Genomic DNA, 24,002 nt, shown 5'->3' with positions numbered 1-24,002 from the left:
GCGACCTCCGGCGGTCGTCGATCCGCCCCCGCCTCCCGGCGCGTGCCGCCCGCGTCAGTCGAGACAGAACTCGTTTCCCTCGACATCCTGCATCACCTGGCAGGACTCGTTCTCCTCGTCGGCCGGCATCAGATACAGGCGTTTCGCGCCCAGCGCCTCGAGCCGGTCGGCTTCGCGCTCGAGCGCGGCGAGGCGCTCCTCCCCGTGCAGCCCGGCGCCGACGCGCACGTCGAGATGCACGCGGTTCTTCGCGATCTTCGCCTCGGGCACGCGCTGGAAGAAGAGCCGGGGCCCCACACCGTCGGGATCCTGACAGGCCCAGAATGCGCCTCTGTCCTGCTCGGGGAGCGAGTGATCGAAGTCGCTCCACGACGCGAAGCCCTCGGGGACCGGCGGATCGACGTACCCCAGCACCGCTTTCCAGAACTCCGCGACCTCGCGCGGCCGCTCGCAATCGAAGGTGACCTGCACCTGTCTCACCGCACTCATAGCCCTCAGAGTATTGGAACGAGAACACCGAGGGAAACCCCGCGCCTCGGCAAGCCCCCGCACCGGCGGGGCGCGCGTTCAGCCCCCGATCAGCGCGTCCTCTTCCTCCGCGTCGCTCGGCCCCCGGCGGCGCCTGCGCTCGGCGCTGCGCCGATCCTGCTCCTGCACGGCGCTGCTGTCCGGGTTCAGTCCGCGGTACTCCCGCCGCGCGGCGTACCCGACACCGATCGCCGCGATGCCGATGAAGACGTACCACTGCAGGGCGTAGGAGAGGTGCGGCCCCTCGTCGCGCTCCGGCTTCTCGGGCAGCGCGCCGTGCTCACCGGAGGGGGTCTCGGAGATCAGCATGCCGTAGGCGCCCGTGTACGCGTCGCCCTCGGTACCGCTGAGACGCGCGAGCTCGGGCAGCTCGATGCTCGCGACCGTGCTCCCGACCGCGGTACGGCCCGGGATCGCGGGTTCGGAGGCGCGCAGCCTCGCCTCGACGCGCACCTCTCCGCCCGGTGGCTGGGGCAGATCCTCGGCGGGGACCTCGCCAGACTCCGCCTCATGGCCGTCGATCGGCACCCAGCCGCGATCCACGAAGAATACGCGCCCGTCGGAGGTGCGCAGCGCCTGGATCAGATTCGAGCCGACGCCCTCGCGACCCGGCCGGTTGCGGGCCAGATAGGGATCGCCGACGTACTCGCCCACGGCCTCGACCGTGCGCCACTTCTGCGCGTCCTCGTCGAACGCGGTCGGATCGGGCAGCTCCTGCGCGAGGGGCGTCGCCGGCGCATCGTAGTTCGCGTCGATGCGCGCGATCTCAGCTCTCGCCTCGTCGCGTCGGTCGAACTGCCAGTTGCCGAGGAAGACGCACGCGACCGAGAAGATCGCGAGCATCGCGAAATAGCCGATCCAGCGCCCGGAGTAGAGGAAGCTCCAGCCCACCTCACGTGCCTCACCCATCGAGATCACCCACTGCTCGGACCTCGAGCGGGAAGTCGCGCGCCGCGAGGAACTCGCGCAGCACCTCGAGGTGCGCCTCGCACGCCAACCAGGTCTTGCGGCGATCGGCGTCGTGGATCTTCGGGTTGCGCCACAGGATCGCCCAGTCGGCCGCCTCCCGGCAGCCCGCCCGAGAGCACTCGAAGCGGTGCGAGGGCGCGCCGCCCAGAGTCACGGCGCTCATCACCCCGCCGCTCACGCGGCACCGCCCGGGGATCCGGGTGTTCCGGGTTTCTCGCGATCCGCGACACCCGCCTGCTCATCAGAAGCCTCCTGCGCGGCCGTTCCCGCTTCGTGCGCCGGGGCCGCGCGACGCTCCGGCTCGACATCGATCACGATGAGCGTGTCTTCAGCCTCGCCCGGTTCGGGAGAGGAGGCGCCCTCGATCCTCAGCGGCTGCGGCGCATCCGGGGCCTCGCCCCCGTTGTGCGCGACGGCGTTGCCGACCATCACCGCGAACCAGGGGAGCAGCACCGCGCCCGCGGCCGCGAGCAGCACCCACCAGCCGTGCAGCCAGAACAGCGAGACCACGCACACCACGCGCAGCGACATCGCCGTGAAGTACATGCGCATGCGATGCGCGCGGTCCTCGGCCGGATTCACTCCCGCCGAGGTCACGCTGTAGCTCGGTGCAGCACCAGAATTCTTCGCCATGCGCCCTTTCCTCAGTACCAGCCCAGCCTACGCCGTCCGCCTGGGACTGCGCCCACATGCAATAGGCTGGTGAGATCGCGCCAGCAGTACCGATGGAAGGACCCCCATGAGCACCTCGCGCACCGTACTCGTCACCGGCGGCAACCGCGGGATCGGCTACGCGATCGCCGAACGCATGATCGCCGACGGGCACCGCGTCGCCGTCACCGCCCGCTCGGGGGAGGGGCCGGAGGGGTCGCTCACGGTGCGCGCCGAGATGACCGACTCCGACTCCATCGATGCGGCGTTCACCGAGATCGAGGCGCAGCTCGGCCCGGTCGAGGTCGTGGTGGCCAACGCCGGCATCACGCGCGACACCCTGCTGCTGCGCATGACCGAGGAGGAGTTCACGAGTGTCATCGACACGAACCTCACCGGCACCTTCCGCGTCGTGAAGCGCGCGTCGAAGGGGCTGCTCAAGGGGCGTTTCGGGCGCGTCATCCTCATGTCGTCGGTCGTCGGGCTCTACGGCGGCCCCGGCCAGATCAACTACTCGTCTTCGAAGGCCGCGCTCGTCGGCTTCGCCCGCTCGCTCACCCGCGAACTGGGCGCCCGCAACATCACGGCCAACGTGATCGCCCCGGGGTTCATCGAGACCGACATGACCGCGGCGCTGCCCGAGGAGCAGCAGAAGCAGTACCTCGCGAGCATCCCGGCGAACCGCTTCGGCCAGGTCGCCGAAATCGCCGGCGTCGCATCGTTCCTCGCCGGAGACGATGCCGCCTACATCTCGGGCGCCGTGATCCCGGTCGACGGCGGCCTCGGCATGGGCCACTGAGCGTCCCGCTGCGCTCCGCCCCTTATCCTCCGCGCTCGGCTCCTAGTCCTCCGCGCTCGGCCCCTATCCTCCGCGCTCCGCACCCTTATCCTCCGCGCTCCGCCCTCCGCATCCTCGTGCGCTGTCCTGTTCTTCGGTTCTCACCCGTATTTCGGATCGAACCGGGGGATACCGTCCGAAATACGGGTAAGGTCCGAAGCAGTGGCGACCCCAGCTCACTGATGCCGTCGCGGGGCATCGAGCCCGGCGCGGGTCTGAACTGCCCGGATCCATGAATGTCAGTGGTCACTGATGCAATGGTCTCATGACCGATCAGCACCACAGCGAGACTCCCGGCCTCGGCGACGAGCCCCCGGCCCGGTGCAGCGGTGTCGAGGTGGCGGTGTCCTGGGTGGAGCGGCTCGAGTTGCAGCAGCGGGCGTGCGACGCGACGCGTTTGCGCTTGATCGCCGCGGCGATCGACGAGGCGACCCGGGGCGGAGCGGAAGGTTTCGGTTCGGGATCCGCCCGGGAGCTGCGGTATCGATCGCTGCGGGCCGAGCTCGCGACCGCGGTCGCACTGAGCGAGCACCAGATCGAGGGGCAGATGGACCTCGCCACTCGTCTCGTCCACGGGTTCTCGGCCACCGTCGACGCGCTGGAGCGCGGTGAGGTATCCCTCTCTCACGGGAGGGTGATCGCCGACGCCGCGCTCGTGATCGGCGCAGGGGATACCCTCGAGATCCGTGAGCGGCGCGCGGGGTACGAGGCCGAGGTACTGGACGTTGCACGGCGGGAGACTCCGAACCGTCTGCGTCCGATCGCACGGCGGATCGCGGAGCGGTGGGCCGAGCGCCCGCTCGAGGAACGTCACCGCGAGGCTGTGGCCAGACGGTGCGTGCGCGTCATCGAGGATGAGGACGGCATGGCCGACCTCGTCGCCACGCTGCCCGCGACGCAGGCGTACGCGATCCATGACCGGCTCACCCGTATCGCGCGAGCCGCCGAGCGCGGCAAACGCACTGTGCCGGCGGAGTGCCTCCCAGCCACCGCATCCGATCCGACCGCATACCGTTCTGCTGCACACGATCCTGCCGATGGTTCCGCGGGTGCCGACGTGCCGCGGTCGCGCGATCAGCTGCGCGCCGACGCCTTCGCGGATCTCCTGCTGTGCGGAAGCGAAGACACCATGTTCTCCGGTTCGCCCGCGGAGGCGATCCGGGCGCGCGTACAGGTCATCGCCCCGGTCGACGCCTTCACCGCAGTCGCCGCCGGCAGCACCGCGGTGACTGCCGACAGCAAGGCGGGGACCGCCGGCGGCACCGCGGGGGCCGCAGAGAGATCCGCCGCACAAGTCGCGTCGGGCGGCGCCGCGGTATGCGAGCTCTCAGGATATGGTCCGGTCGACCCCGCATCTGTCCGGGACCTCGCAGCACGAACCGAGCACTGGGACAGGGTGCTCTCCAATGCTTCGGGAGGGGTGATCAGCGTGGACCGATACCGGCCCAGCGAGCATATGCGCCGCTTGCTCAGCGCCAGGGACCGGCGCTGCCGATTCCCCGGCTGCCGGGTCCCGATCTCACGCTGCGACCTCGATCACACCGTCGACGCCGCCAGGGGTGGGCCGACCGCCACCGACAACCTCGCACACCTGTGTCGCGGACACCACACCCTGAAACACCACGGCGGGTGGGGCGTCGAACAGCGATCCGGCGGGGTGCTCCACTGGACCAGTCCCACCGGGCGCACCCACACCGACCGACCGCCCGGCGCCCGGTCGAGCCCGGTCCGCTTCAGGGCCTGATCCGCTACGCCAGTCGATCCAACAGCGGGATCGCCAGCGCCAGATCGCCCTCGATCGAGACATCGGCGCGATCCCGCACCACCGGCTTCGCGTTGTAGCCGACGCCGACGGCGGCGACCGCCATCATTTCGAGGTCGTTCGCACCGTCGCCGATCGCCATCGTGGCGGAGATCGGGATCCCGCTCGCCTCGGCCCACTCCCGCAGCGACGCCGCCTTCACGGCCGCATCGACGACGGGCCCGACCGTGCGACCGGTCAGCCGTCCGTCGCCGATCTCGAGCCGGTTCGCGCGCCAGAAGTCGAGCCCCAGATCCTCCGCGATCTGATCCAGCACCTCGTGGAACCCGCCGGACACCACGCCCACCTTGCCGCCCCGATCGTGCACGGCCGCGATGAGTTCGCGGATGCCGGGGGAGAGGCGCACCCTGCCGTAGGCCTCGGCGAACACCGTCTCGGGCGTGCCGGCAAGCGTCGCGACGCGCTCGGCGAGACTCTCGGCGAAATCGAGTTCGCCGCGCATCGCGCGTTCGGTGACCTCCGCCACCCGCTCTCGACTGCCCGCGGCGTCGGCGAGCAGTTCGATCACCTCGTCCTGGATCGTAGTGGAGTCGCAATCGAGCACAACAAGCGGTGAAACGGTCATGAGAAGCAGCCTAGTGCGCCCGCCCGGGGCGATAGGCTAGAACCCATGGTCAACGTGCTCCGCTTCAACGACGTCACCTACGTGCGCGACCGCCGTCCGATCCTCGACGGGATCGACTGGGCGGTCGAGGATTCGGAGCGCTGGGTGATCCTCGGCCCCAACGGCGCCGGCAAGACCACGCTCATGAAGCTCGCCACGGCGAACGACTACCCGACCACCGGCACGGTCGAGGTGCTCGACAAGCGACTCGGTCGGGTCGACATCTTCGAGCTGCGCAACCGCATCGGCTTCGTGTCGTCGGCGACCGGTCGGCGCATCCCCGCTTCCGAGACCGTGCGCAACCTCGTGCTGACCGCCGCCTACGGTGTCGAGGGCCGGTGGAACGAGCACTACGACGAGGTCGACGTGCGGCAGGCCGAGCGCATCCTCGCCGAGTGGGATCTCGCCGAGTACGTCGACCGCGCCTACGGCACCCTCAGCGACGGCGAACGGAAGCGCGCGCTCATCGCGCGCGCCGTGATGACCGACCCCGAGATGCTGCTGCTCGACGAGCCCAGCGCCAGCCTCGACCTGGGTGCGAGGGAGCGGCTGCTGCAGATGCTCTCGGGCTTCGCCCGGTCGCCGCACTCGCCCGCGATGATCATGGTGACGCACCACGTCGAGGAAGTGCCGCCCGGGTTCTCCCACGCACTGCTCCTGCGCGACGGGCGCGTGCAGGCCGCGGGCCCCATCGTCGAGACGCTCACCGCCGAGAACCTTGAGGCGACCTTCGGCATGCCGTTCGACCTCTCGGTCTCGAACGGACGGTACGCCGCGGTCGCCCGCCCGTAGAAATATGTAACCTCCAACGGGAATGAGCCAGTAGATCTGATAAGCTAGATCTTTGGCGCGGGTAGCCCCGGTGGCCCCGCCGATCCCAAGACCTCAAGGTGTGCTGTTACACACCGTCATCAAGGCAACAATAAGGAACACTCATGAAGACCGACATCCACCCCGAGTACAACGCAATCGTTTTCCGCGACCTGGCCTCGGGAGAGACGTTCCTCACCCGCTCCACGCTCACCAGCGAGAAGACGATCGAGCTCGACGGCGAGACCTACCCCGTCATCGACGTCGAGATCTCCAGCGCCTCGCACCCGTTCTACACGGGCAAGCAGCGCATCATGGACTCGGCCGGTCGCGTCGAGAAGTTCAACCAGCGCTTCAAGGGCTTCGGCGCGTAAACGCTCGGATTCAACGAGAATGGCGGAGGCAGTGCCTCCGCCATTTTTGTGCCCGCTGAATTCTGCGCCCGTTCAGCGCATCGGCCACCGGCCGTCGGCGATGAACGAGGGATCGCGCACCCGTCGCATGTACTCCTGGAAGCTCTCGGCCTGCGCGGCGGCCCACGAGACCTGCGCACGATGCAGCTCGTCGAGGTCGCCCGGGATCACGTCAGCGTACTTGCGGGCGATGCACTGCAGCACACGGCCCGCCGCGATGGCGTCGTCGCCCGCGTCGTGGGCGGTTCCGATCTCGACGCCGTGATGAGCCGCGACCGCCTCGAGCGTGCGCTTGCCCCTGCGGTAGCGATCGAACTGCTTGTCGAGGATCAGCGGATCGAGCACCGGCGAGAGCTCACCCGGCCAGGCGACGCCGTGACGCGCGGCCTCGGCGGCGAGCAGGGTGAGGTCGAAGGGGGCGTTGTACGCTACGATCGGGAAGCCTCGCTCGATCATCTCGAGCAGCTGGGTCACGATCTGCTGCACCCCGACCGCGGCATCGATGCCGCTCGCCCGGGCGATCTCGGTGGTGATGCCGTGCACCCTGGCCGCCGGCTCGGGGATCTCGACACCGGGGTCGAGCAGCCAGTCATAGCGCTCCTGCACCTCCCCGGCCGGTCCGAGCAGGGCGATCGTCGAGCTCACGACACGCGCGTGGGAGGTGTCGATGCCGGTGGTCTCGGTATCGAACACCGCGAGGTTCGCCGCCCAGAGCGGGAGTTCTTGGGTCACGGGGGTCCTTTCGTTCTCCAGAATGCTATCGAGCACCGCCGACACTCGCCCGCAGGGCGCTGCCAGGAGCCCACGGGTACCATCGGGGAGTGACCGTTTCTCCGACTCTTCTGCGCGTGCCGACGCTCGATATCGACACCCGCGCGTGGCAGTACGGCGACCCCGAGGCCGCCCCGCTGCTGCTCGTGCACGGGTTCCGCGGCGACCACCACGGCCTCGAGGGCCTCGCTCAGGGGCTCGTCGAGGCGCTGCCGGGGATGCGGGCGATCGTGCCCGATCTGCCCGGGTTCGGGGAGTCCCCGGCGATCCCCGGTCGCGAGCACGACCTCGAACTCTACGGCGAGTGGCTGCGCGCGTTCGCGCGGGAGGTCGCACGCGGCGGCTCCGGTAGCTCCACCGACCCACACGGCTCCACCGACCCCGCCAAGCCGCACAGTTCCACCGACTCCGCCGGTCGGCACGGCTTCGCGGTGCTGGGCCACTCGTTCGGCTCGCTCGTCGTCGCCTCCGCCATCGCCGGCGGGCTGGCACCGAGCCGGCTGATCCTCATCAACCCGATCTCCGCGCCCGCCCTCGAGGGGCCGCAGGCCGCTCTGACGCAGCTCGCCGTCGGCTACTACCGCGCCGCCGGACTGCTGCCGGGTCGCGCCGCGCGCGAGCTGCTCGGCAATCCGCTGATCGTGCGGGTGATGAGCGAGGTCATGGCGAAGACCGGCGATCCCGAGCTGCGATCGTGGATCCACGGCCAGCACAGCGCCTATTTCAGCACCTTCTCGGATCCGACCACGCTGCTGCAGGCGTTCCGCGCCTCCGTGTCGCACACCGTCCCCGAGTTCGCGTCGGCGTTCACCATGCCGACGCTGCTGATCGCGGGGGAGCGGGACGACATCACGCCGCTGCAGAAGCAGCTCGAGCTGCAGCACCGCGTAGCCGGATCGCGGCTGCGGATCATCCCGGGCACCGGCCACCTCGTACACTACGAGGCCGTCGATGACGCGGTCGCCTTCGTCTCGGAGTTCCTCGTCGGCTCCCGAGCGCGCAAGAGCGAGGCCGCCGCGTGAAGCTCACCCGCATCGACGATCTCGCCGCACCCGAGCTCGCCGACTACACCCGGTTGACGGACGTGGCGCTGCGCCGCGTGCGCGAACCGGAGGAGGGGCTGTACCTCGCGGAATCCCCGAAGGTGATCGAGCGTGCGCTACGCGCGGGCCACCGCCCCCGCTCGGTGCTGCTGCTCGAGGAGTGGCTGCCGGGAGTCGAGCCCCTGCTCGCCGATCATCCCGACGTGCCGGTGTATGTGGGGGACTCGCGGCAGCTCGAGGCGCTCACCGGCTTCCACATGCACCGAGGCGCACTCGCATCGATGCACAGGCCCGCCCCGCTCGATCCGGTCGAACTGCTGCGCGCCTCGACGCGCGTGGTCGTGCTCGAGGACCTCACCGACCACACCAATGTCGGCGCCATCTTCCGCTCGGTCGCGGCGCTCGGCGCCGATGCGGTGCTGCTGTCGCCGGCCTGCGCCGATCCGCTGTATCGCCGCGCGGTGCGCGTGAGCATGGGCGCTGTGCTGCAGGTGCCGTGGGCGCGCCTGCCCGAGTGGCCGGTCGCGGGGCCGATGTTCCGCGAGGAGGGGTACGAACTGACCGCCTTCGCGCTGCGCGACGACGCCGAGGACCTCGCGAATTACGTGAGCGAGTTGCCCGAGCGCCTGGCCCTGCTGTTCGGGTCCGAGGGCCCGGGGCTGTCGCGACGCGCGCTGGCGTCGGCCGCGCGGTCGGTCGTGATCCCGATGGAGCACGGCGTCGACTCGCTCAACGTCGCGACCGCGGCGGCACTCGCACTCTGGGCGGTGCGCACCGCCGATCGCCGGGGAAGCGGGGGAGCACCCGCAGCGGGATCGGGGAGCCCGGCATGATCGGCGGGGGAGGCCGCAGGCGGGCTCTCTGGTTCGCGATGTTCTGGATCGCCGTGGGCGTCGGCGCATATGTGCTCGGCGTGCAACTCGAACTCGGACAGCGCGCCGAGGACACGGCGCTCGACGCCGCGGAGTTCACGTACAGCCCGCCACCGCCGTTGAACCTGGTCTCGATTCCGGCAGTGGCGGTCGCACTGGGCGTCGTCGCGGTGATCGCGTTCCTCTCGCACGGGATCCGGCGCGCGATCGTCGTCACGGTGATCCCCGTGCTCGCGATCGTCGCGTCGCAGCTGCTCAAGCAGGTGTGGCTGACTCGCCCGGAGCTCTTCGATCTCGACGTGCCGAACACGTTCCCGAGCGGACACATGACCGTGTTCACCGCGGTCACCGCAGCGCTTGTCTGGGCGGTTCCGACGCGGGTGCGCGGCATCGTCGCCGTGGGCGGCGCGGCGCTGCTCGCCGCGGTGGGCTGGCAGCTGCTCGCGTACGGATGGCACCGGCCGAGCGATGTGCTGGGCGGGATCGCGCTCGGCACCGCCGCGTTCGCGCTCGCGTGCCTGATCCGCCCAGCGACCTCGCGGGGGAGCATCGCCCTGGGGCGCACGGTCGCGGTGAGCCTGTTGTCGATCGGCTGGCTCATGGTCGCCGGAGCGCTCGTGCTCGGCGCGATTGCCGTATGGAACGAGAACGCCGTGACGCTCCTGACCGCGGGGGAGCTCGGCTGCATCGGAGCGGCGACGCTCGCGTCTCGCGCGCTGCTGCTGCTCAGCGTGGGGAGAAGCTGACATAATCCGACCCGGCGGTCTCTGAACTACGAGCTACGAGCCTTCCTTCTCGACGGCCGATCACGCACGCCTCAGCGCTCGCGCCGATCGAAGGCAGGAAATCCGCTCACCGCAGACCGCCTGGCGGAAGTTCAGAGATTCCCGCCCAATTCCCACCATCACGCCTAGCGCTCGTTCCCATCCATCACACCAGCGCTCGTTCCCACCCATCCCGTCCAGCGCTCATCACCGGTCGATTATCATGCACGAGGGCGCAAGCGCCCAGTGCATGATAATCGATATTATGTCAGTTTTAAGGTTGCGCGTACCTCACCTCTCACTCGCCTGCCACCCCACCCGAACAAGAACCACGCCACGCTACCCGCACAGATCGGCCGTCGAACACAAGAAACCGGCGCATCGGCTGTGCTTCTGGGCAGATCTGCGCCGCTGGACGGCTCGCTGCTTCACGGACCCTGGTTGAATGGATGACAACCGTGTCCCACTCGTCACGGACGGGTCTCGTCACTGACGGAGCTCGTCCCCGACGGGTCTCGTCCAGGGAGTTCCTTGCATCCGCAGCATCCGCCTGAGCCTGCTCCATCCGAGCCCGCTCCGGCGATCCCGCATCGAACGCAGTCGCCGCACCCCGAGGCGCGAGCGCTCGCCCCCGACCTCGCCCGCGGCTGGATGCTGCTGCTCATCGCGGTCGCGAACGTCTCCGCATATCTCTGGGGGCACGACATCCCGCCGTTCACCACACACCCGACGGAAGGGTCGCCTGTGGACAGGGCCCTCTCGGCGCTGACCATTCTCTTCGTCGATGCGAGGGTGTACCCCATGTTCGCGTTCCTCTTCGGATACGGGATGGTGCAGTTCGCGCGCTCGCGCGAGGCGCGCGGAGTGTCGCAGGCCGCGGTGCGGGGCATGCTCTGGCGACGCCATTGGTGGCTCCTGGCATTCGGCTTCACGCACGCGATGCTGCTGTTCGCGGGCGACATCCTCGGCGCGTACGGTCTGGCCGGCCTCGTGCTCACCGGCACGCTGTTCCGGCATTCTGATCGCGTGCTGCAGTTCGCGGTCTGGACGATGCTGATCCTCTTCGCCTTCGGCGCCGCCGCGATGCTGGGCTTCTCGCTGCTGATCGCCGCCACGGCGCCCGAAGTCGCTCAGGCGGTGTTCACCGCCGACGCGCTCGGTACGAACGCGGACATGCTGAGCGGCATCGCAGGATACGGATGGGCGCTGCTCGCGCGGCTCGGCCTCTGGTTCGTGGCGACCCCGACGACCGTGCTCTCCCTGCTCGTTCCCGCGTGCGTGCTACTCGGCTGGATCGCCGGGCGCCACCGCTGGCTGGAGGGTGCGGCGTCGCGCGTCGGCCTCGGCGCCGTCGCCGCTTGGGGCCTCCTCGTCAGCACGCTCCTCGCCGCACCAATGGCGCTGCTCTACCTCGGCCTGCTTCCGGCCCTCGAGCCCATCGCATGGGCGCTCGCACTGCTCGACCAGCTCGCTGGCGCGGCGGGCGGTATCGGCTACGCCGCGCTCTTCGGTCTGATCGGGACACGGCTGCAGTCCAGAAGACACAGCGTCCGGCTGAAGCCCCGCCCCGGCACGGTGACGCGCGCGGTCTCCGCGCTGGGCAGGCGCTCACTGAGCGGGTACCTGCTGCAGTCGGTGGTCTTCGCTCCCCTGCTGTCGGCGTGGGGATTCGGGATCGGCGCTCGGATCAACACAACGGCCGCGTTCGGGATCGCCCTCGGCGTGTGGCTCCTGACGCTCGTGCCGGCGGTGATCCTGGATCGCCGCGACGCGCGCGGCCCGGCCGAGGCGCTGCTGCGTCGACTCACGCATTCCCACCTCGACTCGGTACGATGAGAAGCGCTCTCGCGCGCCTGGCGCGCGAAGCGGCCCCACCGATTCCGACTGGAGCGAACGATGTACGTCAAGATCTGCGGCCTCCGCGACGCGAGCACCGCGATCCACGCGATCAACGCCGGGGCTGATGCGGTGGGCGTGGTCATGAGCCCGCAGAGCCCTCGCCACGCGACGTTCGCTGAGGCCGCTGATGTCGTCTCGGCGGCGCGATCCGCGGATCGCCGCGTCGACGCGGCCCTCGTCGTCAACCGCATGCCCGCCCACGAGGCGGCGGAGACGGCTCTCGAGCTGGGTTTCGATGTGCTGCAGCTGCACGGCGCCTACACCGCGGACGACTTCGCGGCCGCCCGCGAGATCCTCCCCCGCCTCTGGCGAGCCACTTCCCTCGCCCGGCACCCCGCGCTTCGCGCCGGAGCCTTCGGCGAAGAGCGCCTGCTCGTCGACGGCGCTTCCCCCGGCTCCGGCCGGCCGTGGGACCTCTCACTGATCGACGGCGCTGCGCTCGGCGACGTCTGGTTGCTGGCCGGTGGTCTGAACCCCGAGAACGTCGCCGCCGCGATCTCGGCGACCCGCCCAGCGGGGGTCGACGTTTCGAGCGGTGTCGAGCGCGCTCCCGGCGAGAAGGATCCCGATCTGATCACGCGTTTCATCCGGGCGGCACGCTCGTGAGACGGCACCGGCAGGAATCCGGGGCCGACCGCGCGCCAGACCCCGACGGCACGGCGATGAACCAGGCAGATCCGGCGCTCCCCGAGCCCGAGCGGATCGACTTCCAACTCGACTCGCGCGAGCTCCATCTCTTCCGATGGTCTCGGCCCGGAGCGCCCCGCGTGCTGCTCGTGCACGGCATCGGCATGGGCCACAGCGTATACGACCGGTTCCTCGCCGAGATCCGCACCGAGTGCGAGGCGATCGCGATCGACCTGCCGGGGTTCGCCGACTGCCCCGAACCGGCTGATCCCCTCACGATGCCGCAGACCGCGGACCTCGTAGCCGCGGCCCTTCGTTCGCTCGGAATCGGCTCGCTGGTCGCCGTTGGGCACTCCATGGGCGCGCAGGTCGTCTCAGAGCTCGCCGCGCGCCATCCGGATCTCGTGCGGCGCGTGGTGCTCATCGCTCCATCCGTGAATCCGGCCGAGCGCACCGCCCTGATGCAGGGGTACCGCATGATTCAGGACCTCGCCGAGGGTGAGCCGCTCTCGGTGCTGAGCAAGGCCACGAAGACCTACCTTCAGGCCGGCCCCGTCTGGTTCTTGCGCAAGTTGCGGCAGATGCTCGCGCATCGCCTCGAGCACTGTCTGCCCCGGGTCTCCCAACCGGCGCTCGTGATACGAGGTACCCGCGACCACGTGTCCCCGCGAGGCTGGGCCGTGCGCATCACCGGTCTCCTTCCCGACGCCGAGATGCGGCAGATTCAGGATCGCGGGCACGAAGCCCTCATCAGTTCCGGCCAGCCCGTCGCGCGTCACGTGCTCGAATGGATCGGCGCCGATGAGGCGCCCCTCTCCCCCGCCTCAGACTCCCCCGGCTCCGCAGCCTCGGCTCACCAGGCTCTCGCGGCGGAGGAACTTGCGTCTGGTGTTTCTCACACAGACGCTGTAACCTAAACGTTATCTTTTGCCGTGGCAGCGCGGCGATCCACGAACCCACGAAAGACCGAATGACCGACGCCAACGATCTCAGCGAGTCCCGCGCCACCGCCGTCTCCGGCTACCCGTCACGCAGGTCGCTCCGAGAGCAGCAGCGACCCGAACCGCAGGCCGTGCATTCGCAGTCCGAACACCCCGCAGCACCCCCGTCCCCCTCGGTGCCGATGACCCCCACCGGCTCGGTGCGGCTCCCTTTCATCGAGCACGATCCGACAGCGCATCCCGATCCGGCGGCGGGTGAGACGTCGAAGCCGGCGAAGGTTCCGTTCCGCCGCCGTCTCGCCGCGGCGGCCGCCGCGGCGAGCGTCGGAGGCCTGGTGCTCACCGTCGCCCTGCCGCTCTTCGCCCCGACCGGCGCGGGCACGGCGAGCGAAGCGAGCGCGGCCGGCGGTGTGGTCGCGGCGCAGGAACTCTTCTCGGAGGTATCCCTCGAGGAGCTGCCGAGGTCCTTCACCGAGATCGACGGCGCCGTCTCCGAGCTCGAGGCGCGTGCCGAATACGTGTTCCACCCGGAAGCGCTCGTCAACTACCCCTTCGCCTCGAGCGTCACGCTCACCGACGGGTTCGGCTACCGCACCGCCCCCGTGGAGCAGTTCCACGATGCACAGGACTTCGCGGCCCCCGCGGGCACGCCGATCCAGGTGATCGCCGACGGCGAGGTGCTCGAAGCGGGCTTCGCGAGCGACGGCTGCGGCTTCGGCCTCAAGGTCGAGCACGAGATCGACGGACAGACGGTGACGAGCCGCTACTGCCACATGCAGAACGATTCGCACTCCTACCAGGTGGGCGACATCGTCAAGATGGGCGACCAGGCCGGCAAGGTGGGCAACACCGGCATGTCCTTCGGCCCGCACCTCCATCTGGCGCTCCGCGTCGAGGACGAGCCGGTGGACCCGATGCCCTTCCTTTCGAAGTACACGCGCATGGAGCGTACCGCCGCCCCGTCGACCGCCGCATCGACGACCACCGCACCGTCGACCGCCACGCCCGCGGCTCCCTGAGCAGCCCCGCCCGGGCGGCGCCAAGATCTTCGCGCGACGGGTTCGGGCGCGCCAACACGGCTCCGGGCAGCGCGCCCTTCAGGCCGCCTCAGGCGTCGGCGAACCCGGAGGTGGCGTCGACCCACTCGGCCAGCTTCGCAGCTGCTCGGCCCGAGTCGATGGCGTCTGCCGCCACGCTCAGCTTCTCCCCGAGCCGCTCGAGCAGCGCGCGCTCCGCCGACTCCGGTCGCTCCGCCAGCTCGTAGGCCACGAGCCCCGCAGCGGCGTTGAGCAGAACGATGTCGCGCACCGGCCCCCGCTCCCCCGCGAGCACCCGGTGCACGGTCTCCGCGTTCTCGTCGGGAGTGCCGCCGAGGAGGTCCTCGATCGAGGCGCGGGGAATCCCCAGGTCCCGAGGATCGATGTCGTGCTCAGTCATGCCGCCGCGGTTCACCTCCCACAGCCGGGAGTGCCCCGTCGTGGTGAGCTCGTCGAGCCCGTCATCGCCGCGGAACACCAGCGCCGAGGCACCGCGGATCCGGAAGACCCCCGCGATCAGCGGCGCTGCAGCGGGATCGGCGACACCCACAGCCGAGGCCTCGGGCCGCACGGGGTTGCACAGCGGTCCGAGGAAGTTGAAGACGGTGGGGATCCCGAGATCCGAGCGCACGGAGGCGACGTGGCGGAACCCGGGTAGGAAACGCGCCGCGTGCACGAAGGCGATGCCCGCGCGCGCGAACACCTCCGCGAGCTGATCCGCATCGAGCGACAGGCCGATCCCGAGCGATGTCAGCACGTCCGAGGATCCCGACTTGCTGCTCGCGGCCTTATTGCCGTGCTTCACGACCGGCGCCCCGGCCGCCGCCGCAGTGATGGAGGCCATGGTCGAGACGTTCACCGTGCCGAAGCGGTCGCCCCCCGTTCCGACGATGTCGAGCGACATGGCGGGAAGCGAGATGGGGGCCGACTCCGCGAGGATCGCGTCGCGGAAACCGACGATCTCGTCAACCGTGACCCCCTTCGACCGCAGCGCGACGAGGAACGCACCCATCTGGGCGCCGCTGGCTTCGCCCGTCATGAAGCGCGCCATCGCCCACTCCGCTTGCGAGACGCTGAGGTCGTCTCCCTCGAGGAGCGTCGTGAGCACGGTGGGCCAGCTGCGTTCGTCGATCATGCGCCAATCCTATCGAGCGAAACGACGCCGCTCCTCCCGCACGGCGACCCGAAAACCCCAGCAGGCAACCGGTATTCATCTGATGTGGGAAGGGCCTCCGGTGCACATCCGACCCCCTTCAACACGGTAGGCTGATCGGGAAACTCGCAGAAAGTTCGGCGCGCCGGGTCCGAGTGAAAACGCACACCAAACTTTCAGCCATAATGGAGGGGTGACAACGACCACTATGAATACCAAGTCAGCCGTGCCCTCGGTGAAGCGACCGAATATCGTCGCCGTGGGCACGATCGTATGGCTCGGCAGCGAGGTCATGTTCTTCGCGGGCCTCTTCGCCATCTACTTCACGCTGCGCGCGATGAACCCCGAGTTGTGGGCCGAGAAGACCGCGCTGCACAACTTCCCGTTCGCGCTGGTCAACACGATCATCCTGGTCGCCTCCTCCTTCACGGCCCAGGCGGGCGTGTTCGCAGCCGAGCGCATGCAGCCGCGCGCGACGGGCGCCAGCCCGGCGAAGTGGGGCACGGTCGAGTGGTTCTTCCTCACCTTCTTCATGGGCGCGGTCTTCGTCTCCGGGCAGGTCTGGGAGTACGCGACGTTCGTCTCCGAGGGCATCACGCTCAGCTCGGACCCCTACGGTTCGGCCTTCTACATGACCACGGGCTTCCACGGCATCCACGTGGCACTCGGCCTCGTCGCGTTCCTGCTGGTCATCGGCCGCATCTACGCCGTCAAGAACTTCACGCACAAGGAGGAGACCACCGCGGTCGTCGTGTCCTACTACTGGCACTTCGTCGACATCGTGTGGATCATCCTCTTCATCGTCATCTACGTCCTCAAGTAGGGGTCAGGAGTAATCGAGAACATGGCTCGCGCCAAGAAAAACGTTCGCAAGTCCGGCCGACGGCACCCGCTTGCCACCGCCGCTCTCGTTGCGGTCGGCCTCCTCGTGACCGGAGCCGCCTACACCGGCTTCAGCCAGACCTCCGCCACCGCTGAGATCGACCTCGAATCCCCCGCAACCATCGAAGCGGGCGAGAAGCTGTTCGGCGCCAACTGCGCCACCTGCCACGGCGCCAATGCGCAGGGCACCGATGACGGCCCGTCGCTCATCGGCGCCGGTGCGGCCTCGGTCAATTTCCAGGTCGGCACCGGGCGCATGCCGCTCGCCTTCCAGGGCCCGCAGGGCATGGTCAAGCCCCAGCAGTTCACCGAGGAGCAGACCCTGCAGATGGCCGCCTACGTGGCATCGCTCGCCCCGGGGCCGGCGCTGCCCGACAGCCGCTACATCCAGGCCGACAGCGACGAAGAGGGCATCGCCCGCGGCGGCCAGCTGTTCAAGATCAACTGCGCCATGTGCCACAACGTCGCCGCAGCCGGCGGCGCCCTCACTCAGGGCAAGTTCGCCCCGAAGCTGACGGGCGTTCCCGCCACCCACATCTACGAGGCCATGGTCACGGGCCCGCAGAACATGCCCGTCTTCAACGATGCGAACATCACTCCGCAGGAGAAGGCCGACATCATCTCGTTCCTCAAGTACACCGAGGAGCAGCCCGCGGTCGGCGGCCTCACCCTGGGATCGATCGGACCGGTGGCGGAAGGCCTCTTCATCTGGGTGATCGGCCTCGGCGCGATCGTCGGCCTCACCGTCTGGGTCACCGCGAAGTCGAACTGATCCGACGGCGCACAAAGAGTTCATGAGTCAGGAGTCAAGGAGCAACATGGCAGAGGAAGCGAAGAACAACGGCGGCGCAGACGCCGTTGTCGCCGCCCAGGGCCACAGCTCGGCCGAAGCTGCGGCAGGCACCGCGGTCATCGCGGCCGATGCTGTGCAGAATCCGGGCCTTCCCCCGCACCGGAAGCGCGTCACGGATCTCGATCCCAAGAGGGAGAAGCGCGCTGAGCGCACCGTCTACACGCTCTTCTACATCTCGATCGCGGGCAGCCTCGGCGCGGTCCTCGCCTACATGTTCTTCCCGATCGAAACGGGCGACATGATGGCGATTCGACTGCACACCATGTTCGTCGGTCTCGGCATGGCGCTCGCGCTCCTCGCCGTCGGCGTCGGTGCCGTCCACTGGGGCAAGGCCATCATGGCCGACCACGAGTCGATCGACGTGCGCCACCCGGTGCCCAGCGACGAAGAGACCCGTGCGGCCTCGGCCGAGGTGTTCAAGCTCGCCGACGAGGAGTCCGGGTTCTCCCGCCGCTCCCTGGTCCGCAACAGCCTCATCGGCGCGCTCATCGCGTTCCCCCTCCCCGGCATCACGCTGCTCCGCAGCCTCGCCCCGCAGGATCGCGACCCCGTGCAGCTCCTGAAGCACACCATGTGGGACAAGGGCGTCCGTCTCGCCCGCGACCCCTCCGGCGTTCCGATCAAGGCCAGCGAGGTCACCATCGGTTCGGCGTTCCACGTGATCCCCGAGACCCTGAACCACGAGGACTTCCACAACCTCAGCCTCGACGAGCGCGGCGGAAGCGAGAACCTGCTCGATGCCAAGGCGAAGGCCATCGTGCTGCTGATGCGTCTCGATCAGTCGGAGCTCAAGGAGCTCCCCGAGCGCGAGGACTGGTCCTACAACGGGATCGTCGCCTACTCGAAGGTCTGCACGCACGTGGGGTGCCCCGTTGCGCTGTACGAGCAGCACACCCACCATCTCCTCTGCCCCTGCCACCAGTCGCAGTTCGATGTCTCGGAGCACGCGAAGGTCGTCTTCGGCCCCGCCAAGCGTCCGCTGCCCCAGCTGCCCATCACCGTGGACGACGAGGGCTACCTCGTCGCGCAGAGCGATTTCCATGAACCTGTCGGCCCGAGCTTCTGGGAGCGCCTCAAGTGAGCAGCACCGTAACCGAATCCCCCGCTTCGAACGGGCAGGCGCAGAGCGGTTCGAGCCGCTTCACCGCTGCCGCAGCGAACTACATCGACGAGCGCACCAAGATCGGCGTCGCGGTCAAGGAGTTCGGCCGCAAGGTCTTCCCCGACCACTGGTCGTTCCTGCTCGGCGAGGTCGCCCTGTACAGCTTCGTCGTGATCCTGCTGTCGGGCACCTTCCTGACCCTGTTCTTCCAGGCCTCCATGGTCGAGACGCACTACACCGGCCCCTACGTGCCGATGAAGGGCCTCGAGATGTCGGTCGCCATGGCGTCGACCCTCGACATCTCATTCTCCGTGCGCGGCGGTCTGCTCATGCGTCACGTGCACCACTGGGCTGCGCTGCTGTTCGTCGCCTCCATCGGCCTGCACATGCTGCGCATCTTCTTCACGGGCGCGTTCCGCAAGCCGCGCGAGCTCAACTGGCTCATTGGCTTCGTGCTCTTCGTGCTCGCGATGGCCGAGGGCTTCACCGGATACTCGCTTCCCGATGACGTGCTCTCGGGCAACGGCCTCCGCATCATCGACGGCATCATCAAGGCGATTCCGGTGATCGGCACCTACCTGTCGTACTTCTTCTTCGGAGGCGAATTCCCGGGCACCGACATCGTCGGCCGCCTGTACATGCTGCACATCATGGTGCTGCCCGCACTCGTGATCCTCTTCGTGGCACTGCACCTCGCGTTCGTGGTCATCCACAAGCACACGCAGTACCCCGGGCCGGGCAAGACCCAGCAGAACGTGGTCGGGTTCCCCGTGCTCCCCGTGTACGCGGCGAAGGCCGGCGGCTTCTTCTTCATCGTCTTCGGCATGATCGTGCTGATCGCCTCCTTCGTCGGCATCAACCCGATCTGGAACTACGGCCCCTACGATCCTTCGCCGGTTTCCGCCGGCACCCAGCCCGACTGGTACATCGGCTTCGCCGACGGCATGCTGCGTCTGGTCCCGCCGGGGCTCGAGACCGAGTGGTTCGGCTTCACCTGGTCGTGGAACATGCTGCTGCCGCTCATCATCATCGGCGTCTTCCTGGTGCTGGTGGCCGTCTACCCCTTCATCGAGGCCTGGGTGACCGGCGACAAGCGCGAGCACCACATCCTCGACCGTCCCCGCAACGCCCCCACCCGCACCGCGATCGGCGCCGCCGGCGTCGTCTTCTACGCGGTGATGTGGGCGGGTGCGAGCTCGGACCTCATGGCCACGCACTTCCAGCTCTCCATGGAGGGTGTGATCCACGCGCTGCAGGCGCTGCTGATCCTCGGTCCGATCTTCGCCTACTTCCTGACCAAGCGCATCTGCCTCGGTCTGCAGAAGAAGGACCGCGCGATCGCGCTGCACGGCTACGAGTCGGGACGCATCGTGCGTCTCCCCGGCGGCGAGTTCATCGAGGTGCACAAGCCCGTCAGCGACTACGAGCGCTGGGAGCTGGTCAGCTACCACGACTATGCTCCGCTCATGCTCCGCCCCGACGACAACGGTCGTATCCCGTTCTCGAAGCGTCTTCGAGCCGGTTTCAGCCGCTGGTTCTTCGAGGACCGGATCGTGCCACCCTCGCAGGGCGAGATCGAGAAGGGTCACCACGAGGGCCACTGACCCTCTCCCAGTGTGTGAGGCCCCGCAGGTTCATTCCTGCGGGGCCTCACACGTTTTTGCGTGCGCTCATCCGAGCACGCGCTCCCTCTTCTGCGGGTGCACGCCTCTCCTGTGCGTGCCCGCCTCTTCGATGCTGAGCCGCTATGAGCTGCTAGCCTTCGGGAGATGAAACAGGATCAGGAGCGGAATCAGGGTCACGAGCTCGAAGAGCGACGCGTCGAGGCAGCGTACTCAGACCGAGCGGCGGAGTACACCAGCCTACTCGGCAGCGTCGAGGCGATGAACCCGCTCGATCGGGCGCGCATCACGTCGTGGGCGTGCGCAATCGATGGGCCCGTGCTGGATCTCGGCTGCGGGCCCGGCCATTGGACGGCTCACTTGGCTCGCCACGATGTCTCCGTCTCGGGAGTGGACCTCACCCCCGAGTTCGTGCGCATCGCGCGAGACCGCTTCCCCCACGTCACGTTCTCGATCGGCGACGCGTCGTCTCTCGACGCGGAGGACGGGTCACTGGCGGGCGTGCTCGCCTGGTACTCGCTGATTCACACCGACCCTCGAGAACTCCCCCGGCAGCTGAGCGAGGCGGCCCGCGTGCTCGAGCCCGGCGGCCAGATCCTCATCGGTTTCTTCGAAGGGAACGCCGACGAGGCCTTCGAGCACGCGGTGACCACCGCCTACTTCCACTCGGTCGAGCAGATCTGCGCGCTGCTCGAGGAGGCCGGCCTCGAAACTATCGATTCGGAGCAGCGGCGGGACCCCGATGCCCGTCCTCACGCATCGGTGCTCGCGATCAAGCGCTGAAGGGCCCGGTCAGGAAGTTCCGGGCGCCACGGAGCCGCTCGCACCAGCGGCGCTACCGCCCGAGTGCGTCGAGAGGAGCACGCGTGCGCCATCGGCGAGCAGGCGATCGAAGCTCGACTCCCCCAGTTCCTCGCGCAGCTCGCGCAGGGCAGGTCGCAGCACCTCTCCCATCTCGGGTGCGGAGGCCGCGCCGACTGCCTGGTAGACGAAGCGCAGCGCGCGCTCTGAGACACGTTCAGCGCCTGCTCCGACCAGTGAACCGTGGAGCCTGTCGAAGCACGCGAGAAACAGCGCCTGCTTCGTTTCGAAGTTGGCGTAGACGTGCGGCTGCGGCACACCCGCGCGGGCCGCGATGGAACTCGTCGATGCGGCGTGATAGCCGAAGAGGCCGAACTCGACGAGTCCGGCCTCCAACAGGCGTTCCCGGTTCTCTCCGGGACGTCGCCGTGCGCGACGCTGTGCGGTGCTCACCCGAGGTCGAGGACCTTGCGGTAGTGCTCGCCGACGGGTTCGAAGTCGCGATGGTTGTAGAACGACCCGATACGCGCGGTCGACGCGGAGAGCTGACGTACACCGCGTCCCATGCAGTAGTGCTCGTTGGCCTGCATGAGCCGATCCCCCACGCCGTGGCCGCGGGAGCCCTCGTCCACAACGATCTCCTGCAGGTGCGCCGTGAGGCCCGGTGCGTGCAGCAGACGCGAGACGGTCATGAGCGAGTAGCCGACAACGCGTCCCTCCAGCTCCGCGACGAAGAGCACATTGGTCTCCTGGTCGCGGTGCCGCAGCACATTGTCGAAGGCCACGAGGAACTCGTCGCGGCCGATCGGCTCGCGCCCGGTGGTGAACTGTCGGGCCAGAGCGAAGACGGACTGCCCGTCCTCGCTCCGGCCACGGCGGATGATGATACTCAAGCGAATGCCTCTATCGCGCGAAGTTGCCGCGGTAGTACTCGTACACCCAGCCCACGATACCGACGATCACGAGCGGCAGCGTCAGGAAGGAGAGCCAGAAGTTGAAGCCGACGCACATGCCGAGCACGACCATCGAGGCGCCGAAGGCGAGGAACAGCGGCCACCAGCTCCAGGGGCTGAATTCGCCGAGCTCCGGGTCGCCGTCGTCGATGTCGGCCTCGAGACGATCCTCGACGAGCACGCCGCCCTGCTTCCTCTTGACGAGTCCCAGGTAGAAGGCGATGAAGCCCGTGAGACCGCCCGAGAGCAGGATGGTCGTCGAGCCGGCCCACTCGATGTAGCCGTGCGCGATCAGATTCCATACCGTGTACACCGAGGCCAGGAGCAGGAAGTACGCGGTCAGCAGCCAGAAGATGAAGATATTGGATTTCATGGTTCAGTATCTCCTCGAGGTCACTTCTTCTCGGCGAGCGCGGGCTCGCGAACCGGCTGCTCGACACCGCTGATCTCGGGGTGGTTGAGATCGAAGGCCGGCGACTCGGAGCGGATGCGCGGGATCGACGTGAAGTTGTGTCGGGGCGGCGGGCAGGACGTGGCCCACTCGAGCGAGCGGCCGTAACCCCAGGGATCGTTCACCGTGACCTTGGGAGCACGGCGGGCCGTGACGTACACGTTCAGGAGGAACGGGATCATCGAGGCACCGAGCACCATCGCGCCGATGGTCGACAGCTGGTTGCCCCAGGTGATGCCGTCGGCGGGCAGGTAGGTCGCGTAGCGGCGGGGCATCGCCATGACGCCGAGCCAGTGCTGCACGAGGAACGTCATGTGGAAGCCGATGAACAGCACCCAGAAGTGGATCTTGCCGAGTCGCTCGTCGAGCATGCGCCCCGTCCACTTCGGCCACCAGAAGTAGAAACCGGCGAACATCGCGAACACCACGGTGCCGAACACGACGTAGTGGAAGTGCGCCACCACGAAGTAGGTGTCCGAGAGGTGGAAGTCGAGCGCCGGCGACGCCAGGATCACACCGGTGAGACCGCCGAACACGAAGGTGACCAGGAAGCCGAGCGACCACAGCATCGGCGTCTCGAAGGTGATCGAGCCCCGCCACATGGTGCCGATCCAGTTAAAGATCTTCACGCCCGTGGGCACGGCGATGAGCATCGTCATCAAGGCGAAGAACGGCAGCAGCACGGAGCCGGTGACGTACATGTGGTGCGCCCACACGGTCATGGAGAGGGCTGCGATGGCGATGGTCGCGTAGATGAGCGTCTTGTAGCCGAAGATCGGCTTGCGACTGAACACCGGGAAGACCTCGGAGACGATGCCGAAGAACGGGAGCGCGATGACATACACCTCGGGGTGTCCGAAGAACCAGAACAGGTGCTGCCAGAGGATGGCCCCGCCCTCGCCGTTGTAGATGTGGGCGCCGAAGATGCGGTCGGCCGCGAGACCGAACATCGCGGCGGCGAGCACCGGGAAGACCAGCAGGACCAGGATCGAGGTGATGAGCGTGTTCCAGGTGAACACCGACATGCGCCACATGGTCATGCCGGGGGCGCGCATCGTGATGATCGTCGTGATGAAGTTCACGCCGCCCATGATGGTGCCGAAGCCGCTGATGCCGAGGCCGAGCACCCAGAGGTTGCCGCCGACGCCCGGTGAGTACGTCATCTCAGAGAGCGGGGCGTACGCGAACCAGCCGAACGACGCAGCGCCCTGCGGGGTGAGGAAGCCGCCGACCGCGATGAGCGAGCCGAATGTGTAGAGCCAGAACGCGAAGGCGTTGAGTCGCGGGAACGCGACGTCCGGTGCGCCGATCTGGAGCGGCATCATGACGTTCGCGAACCCTGCGAAGAGCGGGGTGGCGAACATCAGGAGCATGATCGTGCCGTGCATGGTGAACAGCTGGTTGTACTGCTCCTTGGTACCGATGATCTCCAGACCCGGCGCGAACAGCTGCGCGCGGATCAGGAGAGCCATCAGGCCGCCGATCAGGAACCACACGAAGGAGCTGATCAGGTACATGTACCCGATCACCTTGTGGTCCGTGGACGTCAGCCACGAGACAATGACGTTGCCCTTCTTCATGTTTCTGTTTCCCTCA

General features: G+C 68.3%; 27 protein-coding genes. 16 read left to right on the top strand and 11 right to left on the bottom strand.

Annotated elements, in window-relative coordinates; genetic code table 11:
• Positions 1–54: 54 nt before the first annotated feature.
• From AC0KXF_RS00395 to AC0KXF_RS00380, 4 genes are all read right to left on the bottom strand, one after another.
• On the bottom strand, positions 55–489 hold the full coding sequence (locus tag AC0KXF_RS00395; RefSeq protein WP_473107336.1) for a VOC family protein: 435 nt from the start codon (positions 487–489) through the stop codon (positions 55–57).
• Between the two features lie 78 nt (positions 490–567).
• A complete protein-coding gene (locus tag AC0KXF_RS00390; protein ID WP_473107335.1) occupies positions 568–1,437 on the bottom strand; it encodes an SURF1 family cytochrome oxidase biogenesis protein in 870 nt (289 codons plus the stop codon).
• Positions 1,430–1,660 (bottom strand): hypothetical protein, encoded by a 231-nt coding sequence (locus AC0KXF_RS00385; RefSeq protein ID WP_473107334.1) that lies wholly within the window; start codon positions 1,658–1,660, stop codon positions 1,430–1,432. The genes AC0KXF_RS00390 and AC0KXF_RS00385 overlap by 8 nt, the downstream gene beginning before the upstream one ends.
• Before the next feature lie 11 nt (positions 1,661–1,671).
• Positions 1,672–2,130: a DUF3099 domain-containing protein gene (locus AC0KXF_RS00380; RefSeq protein ID WP_473107333.1), complete on the bottom strand. Its 459-nt coding sequence runs from the start codon at positions 2,128–2,130 to the stop codon at positions 1,672–1,674.
• 106 nt (positions 2,131–2,236) lie between these two features.
• Here AC0KXF_RS00380 and fabG point away from each other — a divergent pair, with 106 nt between their 5' ends.
• Together fabG and AC0KXF_RS00370 are read left to right on the top strand one after the other, a co-directional pair.
• Entirely contained in the window at positions 2,237–2,947 is a 711-nt protein-coding gene (fabG, locus tag AC0KXF_RS00375) for a 3-oxoacyl-ACP reductase FabG (protein ID WP_473107332.1), read from the top strand.
• Positions 2,948–3,251: 304 nt separating this feature from the next.
• A complete protein-coding gene (locus AC0KXF_RS00370) occupies positions 3,252–4,730 on the top strand; it encodes an HNH endonuclease signature motif containing protein (protein ID WP_473107331.1) in 1,479 nt (492 codons plus the stop codon).
• A 4-nt stretch (positions 4,731–4,734) separates the two neighbouring features.
• Here AC0KXF_RS00370 and serB read toward each other — a convergent pair whose 3' ends face one another.
• On the bottom strand, positions 4,735–5,373 hold the full coding sequence (serB, locus tag AC0KXF_RS00365) for a phosphoserine phosphatase SerB (RefSeq protein WP_473107330.1): 639 nt from the start codon (positions 5,371–5,373) through the stop codon (positions 4,735–4,737).
• Between the two features lie 45 nt (positions 5,374–5,418).
• On the opposite strand from serB, the gene AC0KXF_RS00360 reads away from it, so the two are divergent.
• Positions 5,419–6,204 (top strand): ABC transporter ATP-binding protein, encoded by a 786-nt coding sequence (locus AC0KXF_RS00360; RefSeq protein WP_473107329.1) that lies wholly within the window; start codon positions 5,419–5,421, stop codon positions 6,202–6,204.
• Positions 6,205–6,347: 143 nt separating this feature from the next.
• Entirely contained in the window at positions 6,348–6,596 is a 249-nt protein-coding gene (locus AC0KXF_RS00355; protein ID WP_053384078.1) for a type B 50S ribosomal protein L31, read from the top strand.
• Positions 6,597–6,668: 72 nt separating this feature from the next.
• Here the strand turns inward: AC0KXF_RS00355 and AC0KXF_RS00350 are convergent, their stop codons facing one another.
• Positions 6,669–7,367: an exonuclease domain-containing protein gene (locus tag AC0KXF_RS00350; protein WP_473107328.1), complete on the bottom strand. Its 699-nt coding sequence runs from the start codon at positions 7,365–7,367 to the stop codon at positions 6,669–6,671.
• An 89-nt stretch (positions 7,368–7,456) separates the two neighbouring features.
• Here AC0KXF_RS00350 and AC0KXF_RS00345 point away from each other — a divergent pair, with 89 nt between their 5' ends.
• The 7 genes from AC0KXF_RS00345 to AC0KXF_RS00315 all read left to right on the top strand — a co-directional run bounded on the left by AC0KXF_RS00345 (position 7,457) and on the right by AC0KXF_RS00315 (position 14,571).
• Positions 7,457–8,428 (top strand): alpha/beta fold hydrolase, encoded by a 972-nt coding sequence (locus AC0KXF_RS00345; RefSeq protein WP_473107327.1) that lies wholly within the window; start codon positions 7,457–7,459, stop codon positions 8,426–8,428.
• Positions 8,425–9,282, top strand: coding sequence for a TrmH family RNA methyltransferase (locus AC0KXF_RS00340; protein ID WP_473107326.1), 858 nt, complete (start codon positions 8,425–8,427; stop codon positions 9,280–9,282). The genes AC0KXF_RS00345 and AC0KXF_RS00340 overlap by 4 nt, the downstream gene beginning before the upstream one ends.
• On the top strand, positions 9,279–10,067 hold the full coding sequence (locus AC0KXF_RS00335; RefSeq protein ID WP_473107325.1) for a phosphatase PAP2 family protein: 789 nt from the start codon (positions 9,279–9,281) through the stop codon (positions 10,065–10,067). Before AC0KXF_RS00340 ends, AC0KXF_RS00335 begins: the two co-directional genes overlap by 4 nt.
• Positions 10,068–10,616: 549 nt before the next feature.
• A complete protein-coding gene (locus AC0KXF_RS00330) occupies positions 10,617–11,921 on the top strand; it encodes a DUF418 domain-containing protein (RefSeq protein ID WP_473107324.1) in 1,305 nt (434 codons plus the stop codon).
• 60 nt (positions 11,922–11,981) lie between these two features.
• On the top strand, positions 11,982–12,590 hold the full coding sequence (locus tag AC0KXF_RS00325) for a phosphoribosylanthranilate isomerase (protein ID WP_473107323.1): 609 nt from the start codon (positions 11,982–11,984) through the stop codon (positions 12,588–12,590).
• Between the two features lie 56 nt (positions 12,591–12,646).
• Entirely contained in the window at positions 12,647–13,528 is an 882-nt protein-coding gene (locus tag AC0KXF_RS00320; RefSeq protein ID WP_473107322.1) for an alpha/beta fold hydrolase, read from the top strand.
• 53 nt (positions 13,529–13,581) lie between these two features.
• Positions 13,582–14,571 (top strand): M23 family metallopeptidase, encoded by a 990-nt coding sequence (locus AC0KXF_RS00315; RefSeq protein WP_473107321.1) that lies wholly within the window; start codon positions 13,582–13,584, stop codon positions 14,569–14,571.
• 88 nt (positions 14,572–14,659) lie between these two features.
• On the opposite strand, the gene trpD is transcribed toward AC0KXF_RS00315, so the two are convergent.
• Complete coding sequence (gene trpD / locus AC0KXF_RS00310; RefSeq protein WP_473107320.1) at positions 14,660–15,724, bottom strand: anthranilate phosphoribosyltransferase; 1,065 nt, start codon at positions 15,722–15,724, stop codon at positions 14,660–14,662.
• Positions 15,725–15,950: 226 nt separating this feature from the next.
• Between trpD and ctaE the strand changes: the two genes are divergently transcribed.
• The 5 genes from ctaE (at position 15,951) to AC0KXF_RS00285 (ending at position 20,984) form a co-directional block, all read left to right on the top strand.
• Entirely contained in the window at positions 15,951–16,565 is a 615-nt protein-coding gene (gene ctaE, locus AC0KXF_RS00305) for an aa3-type cytochrome oxidase subunit III (RefSeq protein ID WP_223043835.1), read from the top strand.
• 21 nt (positions 16,566–16,586) lie between these two features.
• Positions 16,587–17,396, top strand: a complete 810-nt coding sequence (qcrC, locus tag AC0KXF_RS00300) for a cytochrome bc1 complex diheme cytochrome c subunit (RefSeq protein WP_473107319.1) — start codon at positions 16,587–16,589, stop codon at positions 17,394–17,396.
• Positions 17,397–17,442: 46 nt separating this feature from the next.
• Entirely contained in the window at positions 17,443–18,558 is a 1,116-nt protein-coding gene (gene qcrA / locus AC0KXF_RS00295; protein WP_223043833.1) for a cytochrome bc1 complex Rieske iron-sulfur subunit, read from the top strand.
• The gene (gene qcrB, locus AC0KXF_RS00290) at positions 18,555–20,183 is read left to right on the top strand and encodes a cytochrome bc1 complex cytochrome b subunit (RefSeq protein WP_473107318.1); all 1,629 of its coding nucleotides are present in this window, start codon (positions 18,555–18,557) and stop codon (positions 20,181–20,183) included. The genes qcrA and qcrB overlap by 4 nt, the downstream gene beginning before the upstream one ends.
• Before the next feature lie 165 nt (positions 20,184–20,348).
• Positions 20,349–20,984, top strand: coding sequence for a class I SAM-dependent methyltransferase (locus AC0KXF_RS00285; RefSeq protein ID WP_473107317.1), 636 nt, complete (start codon positions 20,349–20,351; stop codon positions 20,982–20,984).
• Positions 20,985–20,993: 9 nt separating this feature from the next.
• Here the strand turns inward: AC0KXF_RS00285 and AC0KXF_RS00280 are convergent, their stop codons facing one another.
• Genes AC0KXF_RS00280 through ctaD form a run of 4 tightly spaced genes read right to left on the bottom strand, consistent with a single transcriptional unit; the run spans position 20,994 to position 23,986 of the window.
• On the bottom strand, positions 20,994–21,455 hold the full coding sequence (locus AC0KXF_RS00280; protein WP_473107316.1) for a TetR/AcrR family transcriptional regulator: 462 nt from the start codon (positions 21,453–21,455) through the stop codon (positions 20,994–20,996).
• Positions 21,452–21,895, bottom strand: a complete 444-nt coding sequence (locus tag AC0KXF_RS00275; RefSeq protein ID WP_223043829.1) for a GNAT family N-acetyltransferase — start codon at positions 21,893–21,895, stop codon at positions 21,452–21,454. The genes AC0KXF_RS00280 and AC0KXF_RS00275 overlap by 4 nt, the downstream gene beginning before the upstream one ends.
• A 10-nt stretch (positions 21,896–21,905) precedes the next feature.
• Complete coding sequence (locus AC0KXF_RS00270; protein ID WP_473107315.1) at positions 21,906–22,328, bottom strand: cytochrome c oxidase subunit 4; 423 nt, start codon at positions 22,326–22,328, stop codon at positions 21,906–21,908.
• A gap of 20 nt (positions 22,329–22,348) precedes the next feature.
• The gene (gene ctaD, locus AC0KXF_RS00265) at positions 22,349–23,986 is read right to left on the bottom strand and encodes an aa3-type cytochrome oxidase subunit I (RefSeq protein ID WP_473107314.1); all 1,638 of its coding nucleotides are present in this window, start codon (positions 23,984–23,986) and stop codon (positions 22,349–22,351) included.
• Between the last annotated feature and the right edge of the window lie 16 nt (positions 23,987–24,002).

The sequence above is a fragment of the Leucobacter holotrichiae genome, assembly GCF_055791005.1.
Note: the sequence above shows the minus strand (reverse complement) of the source record. Positions and strands in the feature narration are given on the sequence as shown.